This window comes from Pseudarthrobacter sp. NPDC058196, from assembly GCF_042882685.1.
Classification (GTDB): Bacteria; Actinomycetota; Actinomycetes; order Actinomycetales; family Micrococcaceae; genus Arthrobacter.
The window spans coordinates 325,037-349,592 of record NZ_JBHVVN010000001.1; the positions used below are offsets into that span (position 1 = coordinate 325,037).

19 protein-coding genes are annotated in these 24,556 nt (G+C 61.3%); 7 read left to right on the forward strand and 12 right to left on the reverse strand.

The window, feature by feature from the left end:
• Positions 1-36: 36 nt before the first annotated feature.
• From ACFVVC_RS01465 to ACFVVC_RS01510, 10 genes are all read right to left on the reverse strand, one after another.
• A complete protein-coding gene (locus ACFVVC_RS01465; protein ID WP_387448182.1) occupies positions 37-240 on the reverse strand; it encodes a helix-turn-helix domain-containing protein in 204 nt (67 codons plus the stop codon).
• 767 nt (positions 241-1,007) lie between these two features.
• Complete coding sequence (locus ACFVVC_RS01470) at positions 1,008-1,787, reverse strand: HpcH/HpaI aldolase/citrate lyase family protein (RefSeq protein ID WP_387448184.1); 780 nt, start codon at positions 1,785-1,787, stop codon at positions 1,008-1,010.
• A 427-nt stretch (positions 1,788-2,214) separates the two neighbouring features.
• Complete coding sequence (locus ACFVVC_RS01475) at positions 2,215-3,357, reverse strand: bifunctional 2-methylcitrate synthase/citrate synthase (RefSeq protein WP_387448186.1); 1,143 nt, start codon at positions 3,355-3,357, stop codon at positions 2,215-2,217.
• 32 nt (positions 3,358-3,389) lie between these two features.
• Complete coding sequence (gene prpB / locus ACFVVC_RS01480; protein ID WP_387448188.1) at positions 3,390-4,295, reverse strand: methylisocitrate lyase; 906 nt, start codon at positions 4,293-4,295, stop codon at positions 3,390-3,392.
• Positions 4,295-5,815: an MmgE/PrpD family protein gene (locus ACFVVC_RS01485; RefSeq protein WP_387448872.1), complete on the reverse strand. Its 1,521-nt coding sequence runs from the start codon at positions 5,813-5,815 to the stop codon at positions 4,295-4,297. Before ACFVVC_RS01485 ends, prpB begins: the two co-directional genes overlap by 1 nt.
• A 298-nt stretch (positions 5,816-6,113) precedes the next feature.
• A complete protein-coding gene (locus ACFVVC_RS01490) occupies positions 6,114-6,479 on the reverse strand; it encodes a gamma carbonic anhydrase family protein (protein ID WP_387448875.1) in 366 nt (121 codons plus the stop codon).
• 184 nt (positions 6,480-6,663) lie between these two features.
• Complete coding sequence (locus ACFVVC_RS01495; protein WP_387448189.1) at positions 6,664-7,449, reverse strand: SDR family NAD(P)-dependent oxidoreductase; 786 nt, start codon at positions 7,447-7,449, stop codon at positions 6,664-6,666.
• Positions 7,436-8,299, reverse strand: coding sequence for a PCC domain-containing protein (locus ACFVVC_RS01500; RefSeq protein ID WP_387448877.1), 864 nt, complete (start codon positions 8,297-8,299; stop codon positions 7,436-7,438). The genes ACFVVC_RS01495 and ACFVVC_RS01500 overlap by 14 nt, the downstream gene beginning before the upstream one ends.
• A 38-nt stretch (positions 8,300-8,337) precedes the next feature.
• Complete coding sequence (locus ACFVVC_RS01505; RefSeq protein ID WP_387448190.1) at positions 8,338-9,999, reverse strand: AMP-binding protein; 1,662 nt, start codon at positions 9,997-9,999, stop codon at positions 8,338-8,340.
• Positions 9,996-11,168, reverse strand: a complete 1,173-nt coding sequence (locus ACFVVC_RS01510; protein ID WP_387448192.1) for a thiolase domain-containing protein — start codon at positions 11,166-11,168, stop codon at positions 9,996-9,998. The genes ACFVVC_RS01505 and ACFVVC_RS01510 overlap by 4 nt, the downstream gene beginning before the upstream one ends.
• Positions 11,169-11,363: 195 nt before the next feature.
• Between ACFVVC_RS01510 and ACFVVC_RS01515 the strand changes: the two genes are divergently transcribed.
• Together ACFVVC_RS01515 and ACFVVC_RS01520 are read left to right on the forward strand one after the other, a co-directional pair.
• On the forward strand, positions 11,364-12,578 hold the full coding sequence (locus ACFVVC_RS01515; protein ID WP_387448194.1) for a PucR family transcriptional regulator: 1,215 nt from the start codon (positions 11,364-11,366) through the stop codon (positions 12,576-12,578).
• A 192-nt stretch (positions 12,579-12,770) separates the two neighbouring features.
• A complete protein-coding gene (locus ACFVVC_RS01520) occupies positions 12,771-14,156 on the forward strand; it encodes an MFS transporter (RefSeq protein ID WP_387448196.1) in 1,386 nt (461 codons plus the stop codon).
• A 723-nt stretch (positions 14,157-14,879) separates the two neighbouring features.
• Here ACFVVC_RS01520 and ACFVVC_RS01525 read toward each other — a convergent pair.
• Complete coding sequence (locus ACFVVC_RS01525; RefSeq protein WP_387448198.1) at positions 14,880-16,124, reverse strand: MFS transporter; 1,245 nt, start codon at positions 16,122-16,124, stop codon at positions 14,880-14,882.
• A gap of 30 nt (positions 16,125-16,154) precedes the next feature.
• Positions 16,155-19,016 (reverse strand): FAD-binding and (Fe-S)-binding domain-containing protein, encoded by a 2,862-nt coding sequence (locus ACFVVC_RS01530; protein WP_387448200.1) that lies wholly within the window; start codon positions 19,014-19,016, stop codon positions 16,155-16,157.
• Between the two features lie 452 nt (positions 19,017-19,468).
• On the opposite strand from ACFVVC_RS01530, the gene ACFVVC_RS01535 reads away from it, so the two are divergent.
• From ACFVVC_RS01535 to ACFVVC_RS01555, 5 genes are all read left to right on the forward strand, one after another.
• Positions 19,469-20,236, forward strand: a complete 768-nt coding sequence (locus ACFVVC_RS01535) for an electron transfer flavoprotein subunit beta/FixA family protein (protein ID WP_387448202.1) — start codon at positions 19,469-19,471, stop codon at positions 20,234-20,236.
• A 13-nt stretch (positions 20,237-20,249) separates the two neighbouring features.
• The gene (locus tag ACFVVC_RS01540; protein WP_387448203.1) at positions 20,250-21,224 is read left to right on the forward strand and encodes an electron transfer flavoprotein subunit alpha/FixB family protein; all 975 of its coding nucleotides are present in this window, start codon (positions 20,250-20,252) and stop codon (positions 21,222-21,224) included.
• Between the two features lie 62 nt (positions 21,225-21,286).
• The gene (locus tag ACFVVC_RS01545; protein ID WP_387448205.1) at positions 21,287-22,219 is read left to right on the forward strand and encodes a cytochrome b/b6 domain-containing protein; all 933 of its coding nucleotides are present in this window, start codon (positions 21,287-21,289) and stop codon (positions 22,217-22,219) included.
• 81 nt (positions 22,220-22,300) lie between these two features.
• Positions 22,301-23,437, forward strand: a complete 1,137-nt coding sequence (locus tag ACFVVC_RS01550) for an acyl-CoA dehydrogenase family protein (RefSeq protein WP_387448207.1) — start codon at positions 22,301-22,303, stop codon at positions 23,435-23,437.
• 3 nt (positions 23,438-23,440) lie between these two features.
• Positions 23,441-24,523, forward strand: coding sequence for an enoyl-CoA hydratase/isomerase family protein (locus ACFVVC_RS01555; protein ID WP_387448209.1), 1,083 nt, complete (start codon positions 23,441-23,443; stop codon positions 24,521-24,523).
• Positions 24,524-24,556 lie beyond the last annotated feature (33 nt).

Genomic DNA, 24,556 nt, shown 5'->3' on the forward strand with positions numbered 1-24,556 from the left:
CCGTCAGTGAGAGGAAGAGAGGACCCCCGATTCCGACTATCTGTCGGAGATAGAGGAAAGAAGGACGAGGCGTAGAAGGTGCAGCCCGATGTGCAGCTCGAGGCGGTTGCGGCCGTCGTCGAGATCGAGTCCGGTGGCCTTCCGTATCTGGTCGATCCGATACTGCGGAGTTGTGCGATGGAGATGCATGGCATTTGCTGTATGGGCGACAGATCCACCGTGGTCCATGTATACGAGCATCGTCTGTAGGAGCGTCCCGTCGCGAACTTGCTCGTGGAAGCCTCCACCGAGGCGAGTACTTTGTCCAACGTAAGGTCAGTCTCTGTGAGGCGCAGGAGGAGGGGCGTCCACACCGAGGTCTTCCCAGAACGCTGTGGCCGCGTTCTTAGCGGTCGACTTTCGTTGGGAAGCGAATAGCACTGTGTCGGCGCGACGACGAGCGAGCCATGCTGTATCCAGCCCGCCATGATCGGCACCAACGCCGACATCGACACGGCAACGACGTCCGAAGGAGCACACGACCTCGACTACGATCCGGCGAACAGGGGGACGCAATAACGAGGCGCCATACCCAGATCAGGATTCGCTTGGAGTACATGTGGCTGACTCCACTGGTTTACGCCCTGGGCCAGGATCCGTGCAGCCAGCTCCGCGCCGCTGTGGCCGTAGAATAGGGCGAATGCGCGCGGGGTCTTCGTCCCCGTAGTGAGGACTCGCAAAGACCAGACGTACGGCCTGATGGTTCACGGCGACGGAGCGCTGAAGGTGACGCGACAGTTCGTCCACGAGCTGCCGTAGCCCATTCCCCGCAGTCATTTTGACCGTCATCGGTCAACTCCACCCCATTTGCCCGGCGATCTGCCAAATCAAGCTCAGTCGGAAGGGAAGGAGTGTGCGTTGTATACGGGAGCCAGCTACGAGGAAAGCCTCGGAGGGACTAGGCCTGCAATCCCTCCGAGGCTAACTCACGCGCAACCTGCACTTCGTTCCACTGCTAATCGTGATCGCTAGAACCAGCGGTGGTCGATTGTGGTGTGCCCGAGCGCCTTTCCGATGTCGGAGACGTGGCGCACGATCATGCCGACATCGGATCCGAGTGCTACCATTCCGAACCCCTGATCCTGGCGAGCCACGACGTCATCAGCATTGCGTGCTACCACTGCGCTGGCAATGCCCTTGGCCTTCGCCCGCCCGACGAGCTCCAGGATCTCCTCGCCCACACCGGGCGCTTCCCACTGTCCGATGTGGCCGTAGCTGGACGAGAGATCGCCGGGCCCGAAGACAACTGCCTCAACCTGGTCGAGGGCGATGATGTCGTCGAAGGCCGCTGTCGCCTCCTTGACCTCGATCATGGGGAAGATCATGATCTCGTCGTTTGCTCGCCTAATGTAGTCCTCAAGCCCAAGGCCCCAGCGCACGTTGCGCTCACCTCCCAGACCGCGCTCGCCCCGCGGCGGGTAGTAAGCGTACTTCTGGATCTGCTCGACGTCGGCTGCACTACGGACGAGCGGGACCACGAGGCCGTGAGCTCCCAAGTCGAGCACGCGCTTCGTCGGCTCAAGGTCGTGTGAAGGCACGCGGACGATGACGCTGAGATCGGTGCCCTTCGCCGCACGCAGGTGGTTAGCGATGTGTTCGTAGCTCAGATATCCGTGTTCAAGGTCGATCACCACCCAGTCAAGCCCCAGCTCGGCGGCGACCTCGATGACCGCGGGGCTCTCCATAGTGACCCACAATCCGTAAGCTGTTTCGTCAGCAGCAATCTTGGCCCGCAGCTTCTCGTTCATAGTCGTTCCTTTCTAGGGTGCACAGGTCCGGCAGGCGCTGACGGACGCTCCACTTCGGCGTACGGACAATCGCACTTCATGAAGTGCCAAGCTGTTCGTGCGCGGTTGGTGAGCGTCCGGATTATTGCCGTTCCACACTGATTAACACTCGCAGTCAACGAGGGGGGTGTGCCACAGCGCCCGGCAGCAGGAATGCCGGCGATTCTTCGTCGTTTTGTCGTAAAGACGAGAAAAGCTGGCCCGAAGCCCGCGTCGTGCTGGTCATATGGCTCTGCTGCTTAACTTGGGAGCTTGGCCTCATGCGTGCAAGCGCTTCCTCCGGGGGAGGCCTGGCCGGACTGGACCGCGTTGTCACCACTGATCTCCATGCGCCACGATGATCATCGGTCTTCGCGTGGCCAGTTCGAGCCCAACTCGATAATGCCAGCTACAGGGAGCGCTGCTCCACGCCGTTATATGCACTCAGCGGTCGGATTAGGGAATTGGATGCGGATTGTTCCAAGATGTGGGCCGTCCAGCCGGTGATGCGGCTGGCGACGAAGATGGGTGTGAACATCTGAGTGTCAAAGCCCATGAGGTGGTAGGTAGGCCCGGCGGGGTAGTCGAGGTTGGGCTTGATGCCCTTGGCTTCGTCCATCGCGGTTTCCAGGCCGTTGTACAGCCCCAGCAGCTCCGGGCGGCCATAGTGGGCGATCATCTTGTCCAGCGCCGACTTCATGGTGGGAACGCGGCAGTCCCCGTGCTTGTAGACGCGGTGGCCGAAGCCCATGACTTTCTTCTTCTGAGCCAGGGCATCTTCCATCCAGGCCTTTGCACGGGAAGCTGCCTCGTCCACGGACTCCTGAGTGCGGATGCCGATCTCGTCGAAGGTGTGCATGACGGCTTCGTTGGCGCCGCCGTGCAGCGGCCCCTTGAGTGCCCCGATTGCGGCAGTGACTGCCGAATGCAGGTCCGAAAGCGATGAGGTGACCACCCGCGCCGTGAACGTGGAAGCATTGAAGGAGTGCTCGGCGTAAAGGATCATCGACACATCAAACGCCGAGACCACCTCCGCTGTCGGGTCTTTCCCAAATGTCATGTAGAGAAAGTTCGCCGAATAGCCCAGATCCTCACGCGGCTCCACTATCTCCTGGCCGCGGCGGCGGCGCTGATCGTAGGCCACGACGGCAGGAAACGCGGCAAAGAGATCCTTTGCTTTGATGAGGTTTGCCGCCGCCGAGGAGTCTTCTGCCAGCGGGTGCCGCGCCCCCATCACGGAGGCGGCCGTGCGGCAGACGTCCATGGGGTGCGTTGACATGGGGAGGGAATCCATTACCGTCTTGACAGTGGGGTCCAGGGCGCGGCCTGCACGCTCAAGCTTTCGGAAGCGATCCAGTTCCGCTTCGGTGGGCAACTCCCCGTTCCACAGCAGATAAGCGACCTCTTCGAAGCTGCGCTTGGCCGCAAGCTCCTGTACGGGGTAACCACGGTAAAGCAGTGAGTTGGTGTCCGGGTTGACCTTTGAGACGGAGGTGTAGTCCACTACGACTCCGGCGAGTCCCTTGCGGACTTCAATCGTTGGGGTGCTCATGTGACGTCCTTGCGTTGTAGATGTGCGCAGTACTAACTTCGTCCGGGGATGTGAAAGTCGAAGACCCCTGTATCGAAGCGGTTGTAGCCTTCGTAGTCCACCAAGTCATAAAGCCTTGCCCTGGTCAGCATTGCCTCCACTTGAGTCTCCTGGCAGCCTTCCAGACGCAAGGTATCCAAGACGTGTTCAGCGGCGCCCATGGCGCTGCGGAGCAGCGTGACTGGATAGATGACCATGTTGACTCCCACGGCCTGCAGCTGTCGTGTGGAGAAGAGGTCACTTTTGCCGAATTCGGTCATGTTGGCCAGGATCGGCACGTTGACTGCGTCGCGGATGGCCTGGAATTCGGCGAGGTCGCGCATGGCTTCGGGGAAGATGGCGTCGGCGCCGGCGTCCACGAGGGCTTTGGCGCGGTCTTTGGCTGCGTGGAGTCCGTCGGTGGCGCGGATGTCGGTGCGGGCCATGATGAGGAAGTTCGGGTCACGGCGGGCGTCGGCGGCGGCACGAATGCGCTTGGTGGCCGTCTCCAGATCCACGACGTTTTTGCCGTCGAGGTGGCCGCAGCGTTTGGGATTGAACTGGTCCTCGATGTGCAGCCCGGCCAGGCCCGCGTTTTCGATCTCCTGGACGGTGCGGGCCACGTTCATCGGTTCGCCGAAACCGGTGTCAGCGTCCACGATGGCGGGAAGGTCCGTCATCCGCGCGATCTGCCCGGCCCGGGTGGCGACCTCGGTGAGGGTGGTCAGGCCGATGTCGGGCAGGCCGAGGTCGTTGGCCAGGACCGCACCGGAAATGTAAACCCCCGCGAAGCCCTTCTCCTCGATCAGCCGGGCCGAGAGCGGGTTGAATGCACCAGGAAACTGCGCGATAGTGGCCGAAGCAAGCAAGTTGTGGAAATCGATTCGCTTCTGCTCGGGCGTGACTTTCGAATACAGCATCAGAAGAGTCCCTTGGGTGCGGCGCCGAGGTTGATGACGCCGGGGGCGGCGGTGATGTTCAGCTGGTCCAGCTCGCCTGCAGCGAGTTCGGGGAGGCGTTCGACGGCGGCGAGGACCCTTTCGATCTCGCCCTCCTCCACTAGGCCGGCAGCGAGGGTACGGAACTTGGTGACGTACTGCTCCCGGCCGAAGGGCCGGGCGCCGAGCGGGTGCGCGTCGGCGACGGCGATCTGGTCGGTGATCACGCTGCCGTCCTTGAGCGTGATTTCCACGGAGCCGCCGAAGGCCTTCTCGGCGATGTCCAGGGAGTGGTAGCGGCGGGTCCATTCCGGATCTTCCACCGTGGTGACCTTGTGCCACAGGTCCACGGTGTCCGGGCGGCCGGCGCGTTCGGGGGAGTAGGAGTCCACGTGGTGCCAGGCGCCGTCCTGCAGGGCCACGGTGAAGATGTACGGAATGGAGTGGTCCAGGGTTTCCCTTGACGCGGTGGGGGAGTACTTCTGCGGATCGTTCGCGCCGGAGCCGATCACGTAGTGCGTGTGATGGCTGGTCTTGATCAGTACGGACTTTACCTTGGCCGGGTCGGTGGCTTCGGGGTGCTCTTTGTGGAGTTTCCGGGCGAGGTCGATCCAGGCCTGGGCCTGGTACTCGGCGGAGTGTTCCTTCGTGTAGGTGTCCAGGATGGCCCGCTTGGCCTCACCGGGAGTGGGGAGCGGGACCTGGTAGGAGGCGTCCGGACCGTCGAGCAGCCAGGCGATCACCCCGTCTTCACCCTCGTAGATCGGCACCGGAGAGGTCTGCCCGCGCATGGACCGGTCCACGGCCTCGACGGCCATCTTTCCGGCGAACGCGGGGGCGTGTGCCTTCCACGTGGAGATCTCGCCCTTGCGTGACTGACGGGTGGCAGTGGTGGTGTGCAGCGCCTGCCCGACTGACTGGAAGATCGTCTCCACGTCCAGGCCCAGCAGGGTACCGATGCCGGCGGCGGCTGAGGGACCCAGGTGTGCGACGTGGTCGATCTTGTGCTTGTGCAGGCAGATGGCTTTGACCAGGTTGACCTGGATCTCGTAGCCGGTGGTGATGCCGCGGATCAGGTCCCGGCCGCTGGAACCCACGTGCTGGGCCACGGCCAGGATCGGCGGGATGTTGTCGCCCGGGTGGGAGTAGTCCGCTGCCAGGAAGGTGTCGTGGTAGTCGAGTTCACGAACGGCCACGCCGTTGGCCCAGGCGGCCCATTCGGGGGAGACTCGCTCCTCGATGCCGAAGACCTTGGAGCCCTTGCCGCCGGTGCTGGGTCCGTGGGTGAGGGCCTGGGCGCGGGCGGCGACGATAGGGGCCCGGTTCAGCGAGGCGATGGCCACGGAGGCGTTGTCGATGATCCGGTTGATGACCATGTCGGTGACCTCGTCGGTGACCTCTACCGGGTCGGCGGCGACCTTGGCGATCTTGTAGGCCAGTTGGTCCTCGCGGGGCAGGTTCTCTTCGCTTTTGTAGACGCGGACGTGGTGTTCCTTGACCATGGTGCTCCTTGTCATGCGGTGTGAGCGTGTTTTTGACATGCGAAAGGCTCGGGTGCAGATGCAAACTTGGTGATAGCTGGCGCGACGGGCTAATTGCTGAGGGCCATGGCTTGGGCGATGCCGCATCTGATTGCTTCGTAAATTCCGGCGGCCACGTAACAGCCGTCTACCGGAATATGAGCAGTAACAAATGAAGCATCATCCGAGCGGAGGGCATCGACAGTGGCAGCCATATGTGATTGTCGCGCCACTGGGGTATCACCCAGTAGTGATGCTCATGAAAACGTGCTTGCAATAGTCACATGCTGGAACCAGATAGGGAAGGACCACCGATTTCCTGCTTGCTGGTGAGGGGCTGTTTAAGAACACGGAACTCGTTCACCTGGTGCTGTTGTGCGAGCGCAGCATAGTTTTGGGCATTTTCTACGAGCGAAGCTGCTTCGGCATCGGAGACAGGTCTAACGACTTTGGCTGGAACCCCGGCAACAAGCGAGCGCGGAGGGATTACAGTGCCCTCGAGAATTACGGCTCCTGCTGCAATGAGACTTTCGTCGCCTATTGTTGCGCCATTCATGACAACGGCGCCCATGCCTACCAGGACTCCGTCGCCAATCGTGGCACCGTGGCAAATAGCGACGTGGCCAACGGTGGTGTTGTTGCCGATGGTAAGCGGGAACCCAGGATCGGCGTGGAGGACACAGTTGTCCTGCACGTTGGTCCGGCTGCCGATCTGGATTAGAGCCGAATCCGCCCGGACAACTGCGCCATACCAGATGCTCGACTCCGCCCCTATGATGACATCACCTATGACAGTGGCGTTGGGCGCTATCCATGGTGTTAGAGGCCGATCAGACACAGCGAGCCGCCAGACCACCATCGACGGGAAGGCAGACGCCGTTGATGTAGGACGCCTTGTCGGAGGCCAGGAACACGGCTGCGTTTGCGATGTCCTGGGGACTTCCCATCCGACCCGTGGGACTCATTTCATGACGCGCTGCCAAGGCCGCGGGGTCATCCGTAATCTTGCTGCTGACTAGTGGTGTGTCAATAAGTCCCGGCAAGATTGCATTGGCCCTGATGCCCTGCCTGGCGTAGGAAAGCGCCAGGGAGGTAGTCAGCTGGTTTACTGCCGCCTTGGCGGAGCTGTAGGCCGGGTAGAGGTAGCCGGTGTCGCGGATACTGGCTACTGACGAAATGTTGGTGATGACTCCCCGGCCGGCCCGCAACATATGCGGGATGGTGTGTCGGCACGTCAGGTAGGCGCTGGTCAGGTTGAGATTGATCGAAGCGTTCCACGCATCCAGATCGACGTCGAGAACCGAGCCCATTCTTGGAACACCGACGTTGTTGTGGAGAACTTCGGGGATCCCAAGCTCTTGGACAACAGTGGCGACCGCCCGGGCGACGTCGGCCTCGCTCGTTACGTTGGCAGTAATGCTGATGCCGGTCCCGCCGGCGGCAACGATTTCCTTGGCGACGCGGTCCGCCTCGGAGGCGTTGAGGTCTATGACTGCCACCGCTGCGCCGGCTGCAGCGTAGGCCATGGCGGCTGCTTCGCCGTTGCTTATGCCTGCGCCACTGGAGCCGGCGCCGAAAACGAGGACGACCTTGCCGTCGAGTTCAGGTACGTTCATTGAAAACTTCTTCCACGAGCAGTTCCATGGCACAGGCCACGATGGTTTCTTCCTCGACGAGCTGGCCGGTATGGACGGCTCCAAAGCGGTCGATGGCAATGCCGCTGAACCAAGGGGCAGGGGCATTGGGATCGCGTAGGTCGAACTCACCAGTGAAGGTGACTTCTGTGGCGGGACCATCGACCACTGCAACGGTGTTGTTCGCGCGATGAAAAACAGCACCGACCAAACTGCCGACGCTGCCGGCTATTGAAGCCTGTTGGAAACCCTGCTCCCGCATAATTTCCCGGACGGCTGCGGCCACTTCAACGCCAGGAGCCAAGCGGGAGATCACTGCACGAACGGAGTTTGCCTTTTCCAGCTTGCGGGAGGGGCAAGGATGAGGCGTGAATACAGGGAGCCTGGTCTCGGGGTCGGTTTCACAGATCAACTCCGCTTCGTCCAAAGCGTGGACAATGGCTTCGACGGGGCCAGGCCCAATAACGGTCTCCCACCAGAGATGGCCACCACGGACATCGCCATTGGCATCGAACCAACTGGCATGGCAGTGGGCTAGGCGCTTTCCGTCACGGAATCCGACGGTTGCAGACCCGGCGATCACCCTCGCCGGAACCATAGCCTCATGCGTCGAGCTGTAGGTGACTGCGGTCGATGCGTCCTCACAAAGGGCGGGAAAACAGTAGCTGACCCTGGACAGGGAACCGTCGAGGAGTTCCACCTGTCCAGACGTGGCTCCCAGAGCCTCTAACGCGTCCGCCATGGCATCAAGGAGCTTTGCCCCGGCCGGCAGGGTCACCCTGCGCGCGATGCTGCGGGTAACTACGGACGTCCTGCGCTCCGCAGCGACCACTCCGGGGTGTTTGAGGGGCTGGATTCGGCGGGTGAGAGTCAAGGGGTGTCTCCCTTGGTCTGTCCGCCGACGGGTCCGAGTTGGGGGTCCCAGCCAAGTTCGAGGAAGAGTTGCCGTACGGTGCGGCGCACAATTTTGCCGTTTCCGGAGCGCGGCAGCTCATCCCAGAACACGATGTGGCGGGGGATCTTGTATCGCGCCATGCGCTCGGAGAGGTACTGGCGCATCTCTTCTTCGGTCATGGAACTTCCCCGGTGCAGCACGCATACGGCCACTCCAACCTCGCCCCACGTGGGGTCAGGCATTCCCAGGACAAGCGTCTCCTGGACGGCCGGATGTGTAAGGATCTTCTCCTCGATATCGCGGGGGTGGATATTGGAACCGCCAGAAATGAACATGTCGGAGGAGCGGCCCGTTATGTAGAGGAATCCCTCATTATCGAATGTTCCGATATCTCCGGTACGGAGCCAGCCGTCGCGGAAGGCGGCGTCATTAGCCTTGGGGTTATTGAGATATCCGGGAAAGACAGCGGGCCCGGCGACGCAGATCTCTCCGTGTTCAAGAGGCGCCAGTTCATTGCCCTGCTCATCCTGGATGCTCACCTGCATCCCAGTCCGCGGGAAGCCGCAGGTGCTGAACTCGATGCCGGGAGGTGACGGATGACCGTGGTGGTGAGGGGGAAGGACAGTAATGTTGCCTGTGGCCTCTGCCAAGCCATAGTACTGCACGAGAACCTCGCCGAGGGCGGCGCGAGCCTCCTGCTGGTCCCGGCTGGGCATGGGCGCCCCGGCGTAGATGACGTAGCGAAGGGAAGAGTGGTCATAGCTGTTGATGGACTCGTCGTCGACCAGACGCTTCAGGATGGTCGGGACTGTGAACATGTTGGCCACACGCTCGGTCTCGACCAGTTCCCACACCTCTGCAGGTTTGAGGCTGAAGGAGACCGGGATGACCGTTGCTGCTCCTCGTGCCACCTGTGGCAGGAGGTGAACGCCTGCGCCGTGTGACAGCGGGGCCACAACGAGAGAACGATCAGTCTCCGTCGTGGTGGGCATCAAATCTGCCAGGTGATTGGTAACGACATAGCCGAGCTGGTCGTGGGTCAGTACAGCGGCTTTTGGTGGACCGCTGGTTCCGGAAGTGAAGAAGTACCAGGCTGCGTCACCCGTCCACACGCTTTGGTCCTGGAGCGGACTGGCTGGGCGGGTATAGGCGCTGACTGTGTCGGGACCGGGAGAATCGTCCAGCCACAGCGTTTCCAGTTCCGGGCTGATGGCCGCCTTGACGGCGTTGACATGGGAAGCCGTGGACGAATGGGCGATCATTAGTACCGGTTGGCAAACCCGGGCGATCGAAACGATGTCACTGTCGTGCAGACGGGTATTAACTGGGGCCAGCACTGCACCGATGCGCCAGGTAGCGTACATTGCCTGTACGAATTCTGGGTGGTTCGGTGCGTCCAATAGTACGCACTCGCCGGGCTTAACCCCCCTTTCGATCAAGTGGGCGGCAAGGGCAGTGACCCTGTCGTTCAGGTCGCGCCAGCTCCAGCGCGTCTGCCCATGAATGAGGGCGTCAGCTTCCGGGATTCGCCTGGCCGTCTGGGTCAGGGCGTGAGCCAGATTCACTGCCCTGTGAGCTGGGGCGGTCGACGCGCTCCCAATAGGGTGGTTAGACATTTCGACGTTGACGGCGCTCACCGGACACTCTCCAGAACGGTTGCATAGTTTGCCACTGCGGTGCCGCCCATGTTGAACACTGCTGCCCGATTGACTTTGGCCAACTGCATCGCTCCGGCTTCGCCCACGAGCTGCATCGCTGCCATGACGTGCTGGGAGACGCCCGTCGCTCCCAGTGGGTGTCCCTTGGACTTCAAGCCGCCCGAGACATTTACCGGCAGCGTTCCGTCCCGGTTGGTAGCGCCGCTGGCCAGGACTTGGGCTGCCTTGCCTGGTTCAGCAATCCCGAACGCTTCGTACTGCAGAAGCTCGGCAATGGTGAAGCAGTCGTGGGTCTCAAGGAGGTCCAAGTCTTCCAAGGTGACCGAAGCTTCCTCGAGGGCGCGACGGAAGGCGCTTGCCGCACCCGCTAGTGCGAGGGGGTCTGGACGGGCGGCAATGGCGAAGTGGTCGTTGACGTGCGCACGGCCGCGGACCGCAACGGATCGGCGCGCTGTTCGGGCTATGTCAGCCGATGTGATGACTAGTGCTGCCGCACCGTCAGAAACCATCGAGCAGTCAGTGCGCAGCAGCCGACCCGCCACCCTGGGGTTTCGCTCGGACTCGGCGGCGCAGAAATCGAAACCCAAGTCCTTTCGCATGTGCGCCCATGGGTTGTCAACGCCATTGCGATGGTTCTTCGCGGCGATCATGGCCATGGCGTCATGCGGGTCGCCGTACCGGTCCGCGTACCGATCAGCCAGGCCGGCAAAGACACCAGCGAAACTGCCTGCTTTGCCTTCAGTCCGCCGGTGCGAGCCGCTGAGCAGGATATCGTTGACCTCAGCGTTTGCCGTCGCAGTCATCTTTTCCGCGCCCACGACGAGTACTGCCCGGGCTTTGCCGGCCTCGATCCGGTCTAAGGCTCCAAAAATGGCAGCAGAACCGGTGGCGCAGGCATTTTCCACGTGCGTGGCGGGAACTGCCGCCAGCGCTGGCAGGGCTGCGCCGACCAGCGCACCCTCGAACCCTTGCGCGGAGAACCCGTTGTTGAATACACCGACAAAAATTGCATCAATGTCGCCGGGCTCAAGCCCTGCGTCTTCAATGGCGGAGCCGCTGACAGCCGCGATCAGCGCCTCAACGTCCTCATGTGGTTGGCGGCCGAACGGGGTATGGGCCCATCCAATGATGTGTGGTGAAGTGACCATCGAAACCTCTTCGTTTCAAAGTTTGTGCCAAAGCTCTCGACCCGGTGGAGGAAGGATTTGGCGACATAACTGGGAGGGAAGCCCGCTGTGATGGGCCATTGTGTTTCCCATCACGATGCCAAAGAACGCAGTGAGAGGGCACCGTCCGCCGACGAGATAATGTCGACGTTGTTCCTCTGACTGTAGAATCGAACCGTGAAGGAGAACCCAATTCAATCGGCTGTGGACCAACTGGCGGAACAGCTCCAACGATCCGTGGTAATCAATGACCCCGGAGTCCATATGCTCTATTCCAGTGTCCACTTTGGTGATGAGGACCCGGCAAGGGTTCAAGCAATTCTCAAAAGGGACGCCGGCACTAAGGCCATAGGTCACGTACTCGCGCAGGGCGTTTCGACATGGACCACGGCGGGTGTCATTCCGGCCAACGAAGAGATCGGAATGAAGGCGCGCGTATGCGTGCCCATTAGGTGGCGCGGGGAGCTGCTGGGCCAGCTGATGGTGATGGACGCAGAGGGATCTCTAACCACTTCCGAATTGTCTAAAATGAACCAATCGGCAATGGACATTGCTGCGGTGATGGTAGCTGAAGGACAAGGGGAATCCGACGCCGGTGTCCAGGATCAGACGGTTCGTGACCTGCTCGGTCGGGAGGTAAGATTGCGTCGGCGCGCTCTGGAAGAGCTTGCTGCAAGCCACATGTCCGGACGTTTCGAGAACGTCACTGCCGTAGAGTTCGGTCTGCGGGGCACCTTGGACAGTGCCACCGCGTCGCACGCCGATGCGGCGCTGCGAACCGTCTTGACCATGGGCTCCAGGCAGGGCCGCGTAACCGAGCTTCACGCTGTAGCCCCTGGGACTGGTTTTCTGCTTATTGGCAATGACGCGTCTACCGGCGAGGCCGCCGTCCGCGTTCATGTCCAGAAAATGCTCGATCAGTTGAAGGACTTGTCATCGGGGAGATTCGCCTGCGTGGCTGGTATCGGACCCTCCGTTTCGGGTCTTGAGCAGGCTCACAAGACCGCTAGGCATGCCCACTTGGCGCGGCGGGCAGCGGCACGTGGCCTAGGTTCGGAGGTAGCAGTCTGGACGGACCTGGGACCCTACGCCCTACTGCTGCAAATACCCGACGAGGATGTAACTGAAGAAGCATTGCCTGAAGAAGTCCGGCGACTTCTCGCCGTTGATCCTGGTGGAGATCTGACAGCGACTTTGAGAGCCTACCTCGACCACGCCTGTAACGGTCCGTCGGCTTCCGAAGCGCTGCACATACACCGCACGACCCTCTACTACCGTCTGGGACGCATCACGGAGTTGACCGGGCTGGATCTGAGCGACGGCCGCACGCGGCTTAGTCTTCACGCCGGGCTGACCATGCTTGACCTTGTAAGGGCGTCCTCTTCGCGCTGACCCGCACTGCGTCAGGTTGGTGCCGCATTCTACAGAGAGAGGAAAATGCGCGCCAAGTTCTCGTCGTTGAGTAGTAGTGACCCAAGGCACAATTCGACCAAGGTGTTGTGACAGACAGCTCACGATCGTCGGGCTGCTCCAGAGTGCCGTTCTTCGCGGTTCCTCTCTTCAAACAGCAAGGAGGCTGTCTTCGTGAGTTTCGGAACTGATCGAGTCCACCAAGGTAAGGACCTGCCGGTCATCCAAGCGCAAGTCATGCGCAAAGTAGCCATTCGGCTCATTCCCTTCCTCGCGCTTGCCTATTTTCTCAACTACCTTGACCGGACCAATATCTCCTTCGCCAAGCTCACGATGAGTGAGGACCTGGGGCTCACTGAAACGATGTATGGCTTGGCAAGTGGGCTGTTCTTTATCGGTTACGTATTCCTCGAAGTTCCCAGCAACCTGGCACTGCACAGGTTCGGTGCCCGGCGCTGGATCGCCAGGATCATGGTCAGTTGGGGCCTTGTTGCGGCGGCGATGGCGTTCGTGAACACCCCAGCCACGCTCTATATTGCCCGGATTCTGCTCGGGATCGCCGAGGCAGGGTTTTTCCCCGGCATCGTGCTGTACTTGACGTTCTGGTTTCCCCGTGCTGTACGGGTTCGGCTCATCGGTGCGTTCATGATTGCGCTACCGATCTCCTCGGCTTTGGGCGCCCCGGTGTCGGGGGTGATCATCCAATACCTGGATGGCGTGTTCGGTTTGGCCGGGTGGCAGATGTTGTTTCTGCTCCAGGGCATCCCAACGGTTCTGCTGGGCGTCGCTGCCTGGTTTTACTTAACGGACCGTCCGCAGCACGCGAAATGGCTTACTGCTCCCGAGCGGGAGTGGCTCGTCGCGACCATAGACGCCGAACATCAGGCCGCCTCAGATGCAGGGCACGTATCCGTCGCTCGCACCCTTCGCGATCCCCGTGTGTGGACTCTTGGCGTGGTCTATTTTGGGATCGCCTATGGCCTCTTCGCTCTGAGTTTCTTCCTCCCGACGATCGTTGGTGGACTCGCCAAGACATTCAACACCAAATTTTCCATCCTCGAGACCGGCCTGATCGTCGCCGTTCCATTCGCGTGTGGTGCGATCGCTATGGTGTTCTGGAGTCGGCACTCGGACCGTACAGGGGAGCGGGTCTGGCACGTCGCCCTGCCTGCGCTCCTTGCGGCCGTCAGCATACCATTGGCCCTGTATACGAACTCACCGTGGGCCACGATGGCAGTGATCTCTGTAACCGCCATCGGCATCTTCTGTGCGATGCCCGTGTTCTGGTACCTGCCCTCAATCTTCCTCGCTGGGGCCGGTGCTGCAGCTGGCATCGCTCTGGTCAACACGTTGGGCGCAGCATCCGGCCTCGTCGCCCCCTATGTGACCGGTTGGCTGCTCGACGCTACGGGCGACTCGCGTGCCGCCATGTGGGTCGTCGGAGGATTTGAGCTCGTAGCCGTGATCGCAGTTCTCCTATTGCGCAAGAGTCTCCGCGCTGCGGACATTCACCGCGGTCCTGCAGTCACCGCTACGTCGCAGGCCAGTCACCCTTCTTGAGCCCGCGCCGTTTGACAGCAGGCCTCGGCCAACGAAGTCCCCGCGGCGGCAGCACGGAACCCACTGCCTGCAATACGGGTGTGAATGTCCATGTCGATCAGCGCATGGACGGCCGGCGCGGTTCAATATAGGCGCTTATAAAGAGTCGATGCAGATTTAGGGACGATTACCTATGACATTGATAGTCCTTCGCTGACCGGCCGCCGGCCCTGGTCGTTGATCCCTTCACTGACGCCCCGGCGAGGTCTTTGATCTCGGCGGGGCGTTCTCGGGTCTTGACCAGTGAGTTGTGGTTCTTGGACTGCTTGCGGTCTATCCGAACGATGAGAGCGCCTTTTGGACCTCGCGCTTGAACCTCCGGAGGTCTGACAGTAGGTGGTGTCGTGGCTGACTGGGTCTGTTCACAGGCGGGCGCGTTGATCAGTAGGCGGGAGATTGTAATGGGAACCGGCGAGTGTGGGGCCTGGTCTTCAGGGCAAGCCATGAGGAGCCGCCGGGTCTCTAGAGCATAATTGCTATCCCACAATAGTGCTCTGTTGCCCCGGCAACTACGAGCGATGCGTCCTTCCGGACCCTTCTTTCTCGACGCTGGCGCAGATATTGAATCTATTCTTAGCTGGCGCTGCAGAAGGGTAGAACTTCTGCCGGCATTGGGCCACCCGGCTGCGCTCATCCAGGTTGTACAACCTTGTGGACGAAGGGAGACTTTGCGGGCCGTTCGCGTTACGGCACTGGCGCTGATGGTCTATGGAACATGCATAAAGCTGCGAAGATCAGTGCAGCCCCGGCAGCGCCGAGCAGGAAGGCGTTCACCGCGGCTGTCGCGCCCCAGAAATCCATAGCCAATCCAAGACCGAGAACCGGGATGGCACTGCCAAGATAAGTGATGACGTACATCAGACTGACAGTCTGGGCAGCGGTCCCGCTAGGCAACTCCGAGTTGAGTGCGGCGAAGAGCGTCCGGAAGGCAACTCCCTGGCTCAACCCGGTGAGCGCAGCGGAAATAAAGAGCAACCCCGTGAGATGCTGAAATTGGGCTACCACAATGAACGCAAGGCCACTCACCATTGCCCCCAGGCTAACCGCGGCTTTGTGTCGCCCTCGGATCGGCAACAGTTGGGCGCAGGCAGAACTACCTAGTAACAGCGCACCCGCAAGTCCGCCCATGATTCTCGATCCACTCAGTATCGGGGCATAAAAGGCCGGGGCTACGGAGAGAAAGAAACCAAACACGGCAAAGGACAAAAAGCCCACACCGGAGGTCAGAAAGAAGATCCTGAAAGTAGGCCGGGGAATAGACGGGCGGGGAGGACGCAAACTCCTCAGGAACCCACCCGATGGGGGAACCAGAGGTGGGGGATATGCTCGCACCACGGCCAGCAGGACAACTACCACCACCATGGTCAGGAGATACACAGAGAACGGTGTTCCAACCGGATCCCCGAATTCTGATAACCATCCGCCCACGAGGGGGCCTGCGGCGCCACCTCCCACTGACGCGAGCAAGATGATACGCGCACAGAGAGCGGGCTCACCGGGCAGCAGATCCCTCAGTGCAGCTGCCCCAGCACCGAAGGATAAGGCGACCGCCAACCCGTGAAGCGCCCGTCCTGCAAGCAGCCCGGGGAGCCCCGAGGCAAAGAGAAGAACCGTGACGGCTATTATCCCAAGCGCAAGGCTGGCGACCAGCACTACCCGCCGGCCCATGTACTCAGACCAGTGACCGAAGAGAGTCAATCCAAAGACGACTGGCAGGACGTAGGCTACAAAGGCTGCTGTGATAGCGCCGTTGCCCAGCATCATGCGTTCCTGGAACAAGGGGAAAAGCGGGGTCATCAGATTGGTGCCCAGGGGGAGCAGACCGATCCCAAGAGCGGCGAGCCCGACTCGTATCGCATGAGGTGCGTCCCACCCCCGAGGCGTAGGGTTGGGACGGAGCAGGAACTCCCGGGCAAGGTTCAGCGGCATTTATGTTCTCAGTGTTCGATTCGGCCTAATTTAGCTGGTACGGGTTACCGTCTCTAAATGCTGTAACACATGCCAGTAGGGCCGCCCCGTGGCTTCTGTCATGCCCTGCTCGCAGGTGCGGTTGAGGGAGGCGTAGGCGTCGTACTGGCCGGACTTGATCTCGGCCGCCTCTGCTGCGGTGGCAGAGGCTGTCAGCTCAGGGTGTAGCATCCCCCGGTCTCCTGCATAAGCGCAACAGCTCCATTCTTTAGGGAGAACGACTTCAGTGGCCACTGCCTGCGCCACTTTCTCTAACGCGTCAGTGATGCCCAGATGGATCGACGAGCACGTGGGATGCACGGCCAACGAGTTCAAGAGCGTGGTCACGGTCAGGTGGGGTAGGACGTTGTCGGCGACGAACTCCACCGCATCAATAAACCGGAGCCTGCTGTATTCCGCTGACCCCTTGACGAGGTCACGCATTGCAACTAATCCTTCCGTGCATGATGATGCGTCGCAGACCACCGGCAGCCGGCCATGATCCGTAGTTTCCCAAAGCATGCTCAGCGTCCGCGGCGCCATTGTTCGGTATCCAGAAGGTAAGCCCTTCGACTTCCAGGGCGTCCCGCAGCACGCGGAGTTGATCCCCTCAGGGATAGTGATGGCCACGCCAGCTCGTTCACATAGCGCGAGGAACGCTTCGGAAGCAGACATCCCCGTCCCGTCGGGTGTGCCGAACATGCTGGATACACAGGCGGGGAAGAATACAGCCGTAGCAGCCTCGTCCCGGTGCGCTGGCCGGGAGCGCCCACCGCCAGGCAGCAGGTCTTGGTACTGAGGAACGTGTTCTGAACCGAGGACGGCACGGCCAACTTTAGTTACCGCCCGAGGCAACGCTGGTGGCATCGCATTCGCCACACTGAGCCCCACGCCAGCCACGCGGGTCGTTGTTCCCCAAACCGACGCGGCAGCCCCCCAAACCCTATCGGCCACAACGGAGTGGTTTTCCTCACGCAGGCGACGAACGAGATCTCCGGTGTTGATGTTCACCGGGCACGCCGTGGCGCACATGCCGTCCACAGCGCAGGTCTGCAAGCCCTCGTAGTCATAATCCTCCCGCAGTCTCCGCGCCAGCTCTTCATCACCGTTGGCTTCCGCAGCCGCGATCTCCCGGCGCCCGACGATGCGCTGTCGCGGCGTGAGAGTGAGGTCTTTGGAAGGACATACGGGCTCGCAATAGCCACACTCCACACACCGGTCCACCTCTTCTTCTACGGACGGCGCGGTTTTGAGATTATCGAGATAGGAGCGCGGATGAGTGCTTAGGACCACCCCGCGGTTGAACGCATTGCGCGGATCAACAAGGGCCTTGAGTTCGCACATGACCTCGTACAGTTCGTCCCCGTACTGCCGCTGAACGTACGGAGCCATGATCCGGCCCGTCCCGTGCTCGGCCTTCAACGATCCTCCGTGATCCAGGATGAGATGAACCATCTCTTCAGTAAACTGCTCGTACCGCTTCAAGGACACTGCGTCATCGAAGTTTTCGTTCAGCATGAAGTGGACGTTGCCGTCCTTTGCATGGCCGAAAATCACCGAGTCCTCGTATGCGTGCTTATCGAAGAGCCGGGTGAGTTCCCGGCACGTTTCGCCCAGAACCGCGACGGGAACAGCGATGTCTTCGAGCAAGGCGTTGGACCCACTGGGCCGGTTCCCGGCAACTGTTGCATACAGGCCCTTGCGGACCTTCCATAGGGCCGCACGTTCCAGGGACGCATCGGTAAGCGTTGCGGGGGTAGTGAGGTTCAGTCGCGCGAAGAGTCGTTCAGCCCCAGCGATCCGGTCCCGTAGTTCCTGATCGTCACGTCCCTGATACTCCACCAGCAATGCTGCGTGCTCCTGCACACTAATCGCCGCCATTGCGGCAGGGGCTTGACCGGTGCGCTGAGCCATCCGCAGGGATGTTGCATCCAGCAGTTCCACGGTGGCAGATTGCACGTCCACCAGGTCCGGAACGATGCTCGTTGCACTCATCAGGTCCGGGAAGACAAGCAGCCCTGTGGCCACCTTAGGCATAACCTCAATCGTGCGGAAGACTGCCTCCGCCACAAAACCCAGCGTGCCCTCGGAGCCGATCAAAAGGTGCTCCAAAATGCGCACCGGTTCCTCAAAATCAAGGAACGCATTGAGCCCATAACCCATAGTGTTCTTCATGGAAAACAAACGGCGCAGGGTCCTCACGGATTCCGCATTCTCGTGCACCCGCCGTCGGAGGCCCAGTAAACCCGCGTGGAGCTCCGGCTCCCGCTCGCGGAAGATGCTGTCCGCCCCAGCATCGGCCGTATTTACCACAGTGCCGGAAGGCGTCACGAAGGTCATGGACTCCAGAGTCCGGTAGGTGTTGAACTCCGTACCACAATGCATTCCTGAAGAATTGTTCGCCACCACGCCGCCGATGGTGCAGGCCGACTCGCTCGCCGGATCCGGACCCAGCTTCCGCCCGTACTGCGCCAGCCGCTGATTAACCTGTCGCACAGTCGCTCCTGGTTGGACGCGGACCCGGTGACCGCCATCCAAGACCTCAATCTTCCGAAAGTTCCGTCGGGTGTCGACCAGGACTTGATCCGAAACCGACTGGCCCGACAGTGAGGTGCCGCCGGAACGGAACGTCAGTCCCAGTCCGTGCCGGTCAAGGACCCGAAAAAGCTCACCCATGTCATCCACTGAACCGGGACGGACGACAGCGCGGGGCTGGAGAAGGTAGTGGGAAGCGTCGTGGGCAATCGCTCGACGTTCGAGTTCTGACTCCACTACCGACCCGGGACCTCCCCATGTCCCGAGGTCCTGCAACAACGCCTGGTCCTCTGTGCGGGGAGATCCCTGCGGCCGATGCGGCGAGTGGATAAGAGTCATCGTTGAGTTCCTCAATAGGTATGAGCTCGGAATTTTTGGTAGGACGTACCTGCCTGTTAAACGCCACGGCGCGAGGTCGGTCTGCCGCCCTTTCCACTATGCCCGGGACTGCCCCTGGATAGCACCGACTTCAGACGAAACACCGAAAGGAAAGTTGCTCCACCTGTAGCGTCCTTTTGCTTGTCTGGCTTGCGAAGATTAGGTCCCCGAGTGAAAAGCCCCTGCGTTAATCCGCCCGAGCGCTGCTAGGCGACAGGTGTCCCGGTCTGCCCGTCGAGCGCCTACATGGTTTCGATTTGCTGCCGCCGAAGCGTTCACGCGAAACGGTTGGAAGACAAAGTAAATAGTAGGGATCCCGAGTAAATAGTAGGGACCCCTAGTAAATACTAGGGAGACCTAGTATATTCGTTTCGGGGTCACATACGACATAGCTCAACGAGGAGGAAAGTCCGATGAAAATCATCGTCCTGGTGAAGCAGGTACCCGATACTGCAGAGGAGCGAAGGTTCGACCCGGCAACCGGCCGCGTGGACCGAGACGCAACCGCACGGGTGGCCGACGAGATAAATGAGCGCGCCCTCGAGGTAGCCCTGCGCTTGAAAGACGTGGACAAGAGGACCGAGGTTGTAATTCTGACGATGGGCCCTGCCGATGCCACTCAGGCGCTCCGCAAAGCCCTTTCCATGGGTGCAGACTCTGCGGTCCATGTTGTTGATGACGGGTTGGAGGGGGCTGACATCGCCCGGACTGCCGAGGTGCTGGCTGCAGCGGCTAAGCAGACCGGTTTTGATCTGCTCGTCGCTGGCAACGAGTCCACGGACGGTCGCGGCGGCGTAGTACCGGCGATGATCGCCGAACACCTTGGGCTGCCGTCGTTGCCCTCGCTGAATACGGTCGACATTGACGTTGAGTCCGTTACCGGCGAGGTGGGTATCGAGGAGGGCACGCTGACCGTGCGTTCATTGCTGCCGGCAGTAATTTCTGTGACGGAGCGGGTGGCCGAAGCCCGCTTCCCCAACTTCAAGGGCATCATGACCGCCAAGCGGAAGCCTTTGGTCACTTTGAGCCTCGATGATCTGGGGCTGGGGAGTGCCGGTCCGGCAACGGTAGTGCTCGCCACGTCCGAACGGCCGGCCCGCGCTGCCGGAAAGAAAATTTTCGACGACGGCAACGCAGCTGTTGAGCTTGCCGAATTCCTGGCCGCCGGCCGCCTGATCTGAGCGAGGAAAACCTATGTCAAACGTACTGGCATTCATTGAAACGTCCCCCACCGGGGACATCGGGGGCAGCGCTGCGTCCGTCATTGCGGCCGCCTCTAGGCTCGGCACGCCGATAGCGGTTCTTACTGTGAAGCCCGGTCACGGTGCTGGTTTGATCTCCCGGCTTGGCGACTTCGGCGCCCAGCATGTCTATCTCGCCGAAAGCGCCCAGACTGGCGCGATACTGGCGGCCCCCCAGGTTGCCGCGTTGGCCGAGGCCTCCCAGGCATTCTCTCCCGTTGCGGTCATAGCCGCGAACTCGGTGGAGAGCAGGGATATCGCTGCCCGCTTCGCCGTTCGTTCCGGCGCGGGCCTGCTGGCCGATGTTGTCGACGTCGCCCTCTCCGCTGATGGCACTCCCACCGCCTCCCACTCGGTGTTCGGCGGTGCCTACCGCGTCCAGGCAGCTGTCCCACAAGGCCCTGCAGTTATCACGCTGCGCCAGGGCGCACTGGATGAGCGTGCCCCGGCCGGTGCACCAGAGTTCACCACCGTATCGCTGGACGTCGAGACCGGCGATGCAGCAGTAATCGAGCAGGTTCACCCGCCTGCCGCAGATTCGGGACGTCCGCCACTGCACGGCGCGTCGACCATAGTCTCTGGTGGCCGCGGCCTGGGCTCGAAGGAGAGCTTTGTTTTGGTCGAGCAGCTTGCCGATGCGCTCGGGGGTGCCGTGGGTGCCTCTCGTGCGGCCGTTGATGCAGGCTTCATTCCGCAAAGTTCCCAAGTCGGGCAGACCGGCATCACGGTCTCGCCGCAGCTCTATGTGGCTTTGGGAATTTCCGGCGCGATCCAGCACCTGGCCGGTATGCAGACGGCCAAGACCATAGTGGCAATCAACAAGGACGAGGACGCCCCCATCTTCGACGTCGCAGACTTCGGCATTGTGGGCGATGTCTTCACCGTTGTGCCCCAGCTGATCGAAGCCCTCAAGGCCCGCAGCAACTAGCGCTTCCCCTCCCCGGCCGGAAGAGGCGGGGGAGGGGAGTTCCACGGAAAGGTATCAAGGATATGACGACGACGAAGAAGCCGGCGAAGGTTTCCAAAAACAAGCCGACCAAGCTGGCCGTGATCGTGGTGGCCGCCGTCCTGGCACTGCTCGTGGTGGTGCTCGTTGCTCAATGGATGCGAACACTCCCCGCCGTCCAGTCCTTCATGGCAGACTATCCGGGACACTCGGAGCTGCCCGCTGGCGCCCCGACAGGGCTACCGGCATGGCTCGGGTGGCAGCATTTCCTCAACGCCTTTTTCATCCTGCTGATTATCCGCTCGGGCTGGCAGGTCAGGACAATCACCCGGCCTAAAGCGAACTGGACCAGGAACAACAAGGGCCTGGTCCGGACAAAGAACCCGCCGTCAAAAATTAGCCTGGACCTGTGGTTCCACCTGACCATGGATGCGCTCTGGGTACTAAACGGCATCGTCTTCCTGGTGGTGCTCATCGCCACGGGACAATGGATGCGCATCGTACCGACCAGCTGGGACATCATTCCGAATGCCTTGTCCACTGCGCTGCAATACGCGTCACTAAGCTGGCCTACCGAAAACGGCTGGCTCAACTACAACGCACTTCAGGTGCTGGCATACTTCACCACCGTTTATGTTGCCGCTCCGCTGGCTCTGGTCACCGGGCTGCGTATGTCGGGTGCGTGGCCCAAGAACGCCGTGAAGCTTAACAAGGCGTATCCGATTGAGCTTGCCCGCGCTATCCACTTCCCAGTGATGCTCTACTTTGCCTTTTTCATCATCGTGCACGTGACCCTTGTTTTGGCGACGGGAGCACTGCGCAATCTAAACCATATGTATGCCTCCCGCGACGACGGCAGTTGGGTGGGCTTTTGGATCTTCGCAGCTTCGCTGGCGGTCATGATCACCGTCTGGTTCCTGGCCCGACCTCTGTTCCTGCGCCCTGTCGCCTCCCTGACAGGCAAGGTTTCACGCTAGCGGCCAGGCCTCCTGCCGATACGGCTTCGCCCTCGGGTGCGGCTACATAATTGACCACCACCAGCTCGGAAGGGCGAAAGAATGTTTGAACTTAATGAAGACCAGCAAGCCATGGTCGAGATGGTCCGGGACTTCACGGCTGAAGCCCTGGCGCCCAACGCGGCAAAGTGGGACGAAAGCAAGCATTTCCCCGTGGACGTGCTCCGGGAAGCGGGCGCCCTGGGGATGGGCGGCATCTACGTTCAGGAGAAGTTCGGCGGTTCCGGACTCACCCGCAGTGACGCGGTGCTGATTTTCGAGGAGCTGGCCAAGGGTGACACGACGATCGCGGCGTACATCTCCATCCACAACATGGTGGTGTGGATGATCGATACGTTCGGCAACGATCAGCAGCGCGCGGAGTGGGTGCCGCAGTTGGCCTCAATGGAGGCACTGGGCAGCTACTGCCTTACCGAACCCGGTGCAGGCTCGGACGCTGCCGCGCTCAGCACCAAGGCGGTCCGTGACGGGGACGAGTACGTGCTCAATGGTGTCAAGCAGTTCATCTCCGGCGCGGGAGCCTCGAGCTTTTATATCGTCATGGCCCGCACCGCCGACACCGGCGCCCGGGGCATCACCGCAATCGTGGTCCCCGCCGACACGCCCGGACTGTCCTTCGGAGCCAACGAGAAGAAAATGGGCTGGAACGCACAGCCTACCCGCCAGGTCATTCTTGAGAACGTCCGCGTCCCGGTCGCCAACCGGCTGGGCGAGGAAGGCAGCGGCTTCGGGATTGCCATGAAGGGGCTCAACGGCGGCCGCATCAATATGGGCGCCTGCTCCTTGGGCGGCGGACAGGCCGCCCTGGACCAGACCGTTGCCTACCTCAAACAGCGTTCGGCATTCGGCGGGCCGCTGATCAACCAGCAGGCACTGCTATTCCAACTCGCCGACATGGACACCGAGCTTGAAGCCGCGCGGACGTTGCTGCGCCGGGCCGCCGATGCGCTGGACCGGGGCTCCGCGGACGCCGTCAGACTCTGCGCGATGGCCAAGCGGGTCTCCACGGATGCCGGTTTCAACGTCGCCAACACCGCCGTCCAACTTCATGGCGGGTATGGATACCTGTCGGAGTATGGCATCGAGAGGATCATGCGGGACCTGCGGGTCCATCAGATTTTGGAAGGCAGCAACGAGATTATGCGACTTATTGTCGGCCGGATGCTGGCGGAGGACTAGACAGTGAAAAGCGATGCAACGCAGAACGAAGAAATCCTGCTCAGACGCGACGGCCGCTTGGGCCACATCATCCTGAACCGGCCACAGGCCATGAACGCGCTGACTCATGGCATGGTGACAGCGATGACGGCGGCGTTGACAGAATGGGAATATGACGACAGCGTCTCGACGATTCTCCTGACCGGGGCCGGCGAAAGGGGGCTCTGTGCAGGCGGGGATATCGTGGCCATCTATCGCGACGCCCTGGACGGCGGACATGAAACTGCCCGTTTCTGGGCCGATGAATACAAGCTCAATGCCCTGATCGCGCGCTACCCGAAGCCCTACGTGGCGGTCATGGACGGCGTGGTGCTCGGCGGCGGAGTCGGCGTCTCGGCGCACGCCTCGGTGCGGATAGTGACGGAGAGGACGAAACTTGGCATGCCGGAGACCGGCATCGGCTTCGTCCCCGACGTTGGCGGCACCTTCCTGCTTTCCCACGCCCCGGGCGAGCTGGGCACCCACGTTGCGCTGACTGCCGGCACCATCACCGGTCCGGACGCCATCGCCCTGGGGCTGGCGGACTACTACGTCACCAGTGACAAGCTGCCCGCGTTGGCACAGGCACTGGCCCATGGGGAGACCTACCCAACGGTCCAGGCCTTCGCGGCGAACTACTATCCGCCGTCGACACTGGTTAAAGAGCGAGGATGGATTGACGAGTGCTACGCGCACGACGACGTCCAGGCGATTCTTGATGCCCTCCAGTCTGCATCGGTTCCCGCAGCACAGGTCGCGTCAGAGCGGATCCGCGCCAAGTCACCTACAGCTCTGCAGGTAACACTGGAGTCGCTCCGCCGGGCACGCCGCCTTTCCCTGCTTGAGGAAGCACTCGACCAGGAATACCGTGTTTCCCTTCGTTGTCTGGCCGGGAGGGATTTCCCGGAAGGCATCCGGGCGCAGGTCATCGATAAAGACCGTAGCCCCCGCTGGTCTCCGCCGTCCCTGACTGAAGCCTCAACGGAGGCGATCGAAACGTACTTTGCCGACCTGGGTCCGGCGGAACTGGGGCTCGCCGCGGCGGCGGTTCAACAGTCCAACAAGTAGGACCCTTCAACGCACCGACACGTCAAACCATCA

Coding starts and splice junctions, on each gene's coding strand:
- ACFVVC_RS01530 (WP_387448200.1), bottom strand. CDS start 19,016: ATGACTCTTATCCACTCGCCGCATCGGCCGCAGGGATCTCCCCGCACA.
- ACFVVC_RS01550 (WP_387448207.1), top strand. CDS start 22,301: ATGTTTGAACTTAATGAAGACCAGCAAGCCATGGTCGAGATGGTCCGG.
- ACFVVC_RS01495 (WP_387448189.1), bottom strand. CDS start 7,449: ATGAACGTACCTGAACTCGACGGCAAGGTCGTCCTCGTTTTCGGCGCC.
- ACFVVC_RS01545 (WP_387448205.1), top strand. CDS start 21,287: ATGACGACGACGAAGAAGCCGGCGAAGGTTTCCAAAAACAAGCCGACC.
- ACFVVC_RS01485 (WP_387448872.1), bottom strand. CDS start 5,815: ATGGTCAAGGAACACCACGTCCGCGTCTACAAAAGCGAAGAGAACCTG.
- ACFVVC_RS01470 (WP_387448184.1), bottom strand. CDS start 1,787: ATGAACGAGAAGCTGCGGGCCAAGATTGCTGCTGACGAAACAGCTTAC.
- ACFVVC_RS01525 (WP_387448198.1), bottom strand. CDS start 16,124: ATGCCGCTGAACCTTGCCCGGGAGTTCCTGCTCCGTCCCAACCCTACG.
- prpB (WP_387448188.1), bottom strand. CDS start 4,295: ATGCTGTATTCGAAAGTCACGCCCGAGCAGAAGCGAATCGATTTCCAC.
- ACFVVC_RS01535 (WP_387448202.1), top strand. CDS start 19,469: ATGAAAATCATCGTCCTGGTGAAGCAGGTACCCGATACTGCAGAGGAG.
- ACFVVC_RS01510 (WP_387448192.1), bottom strand. CDS start 11,168: ATGGTCACTTCACCACACATCATTGGATGGGCCCATACCCCGTTCGGC.
- ACFVVC_RS01465 (WP_387448182.1), bottom strand. CDS start 240: ATGCTCGTATACATGGACCACGGTGGATCTGTCGCCCATACAGCAAAT.
- ACFVVC_RS01540 (WP_387448203.1), top strand. CDS start 20,250: ATGTCAAACGTACTGGCATTCATTGAAACGTCCCCCACCGGGGACATC.
- ACFVVC_RS01475 (WP_387448186.1), bottom strand. CDS start 3,357: ATGAGCACCCCAACGATTGAAGTCCGCAAGGGACTCGCCGGAGTCGTA.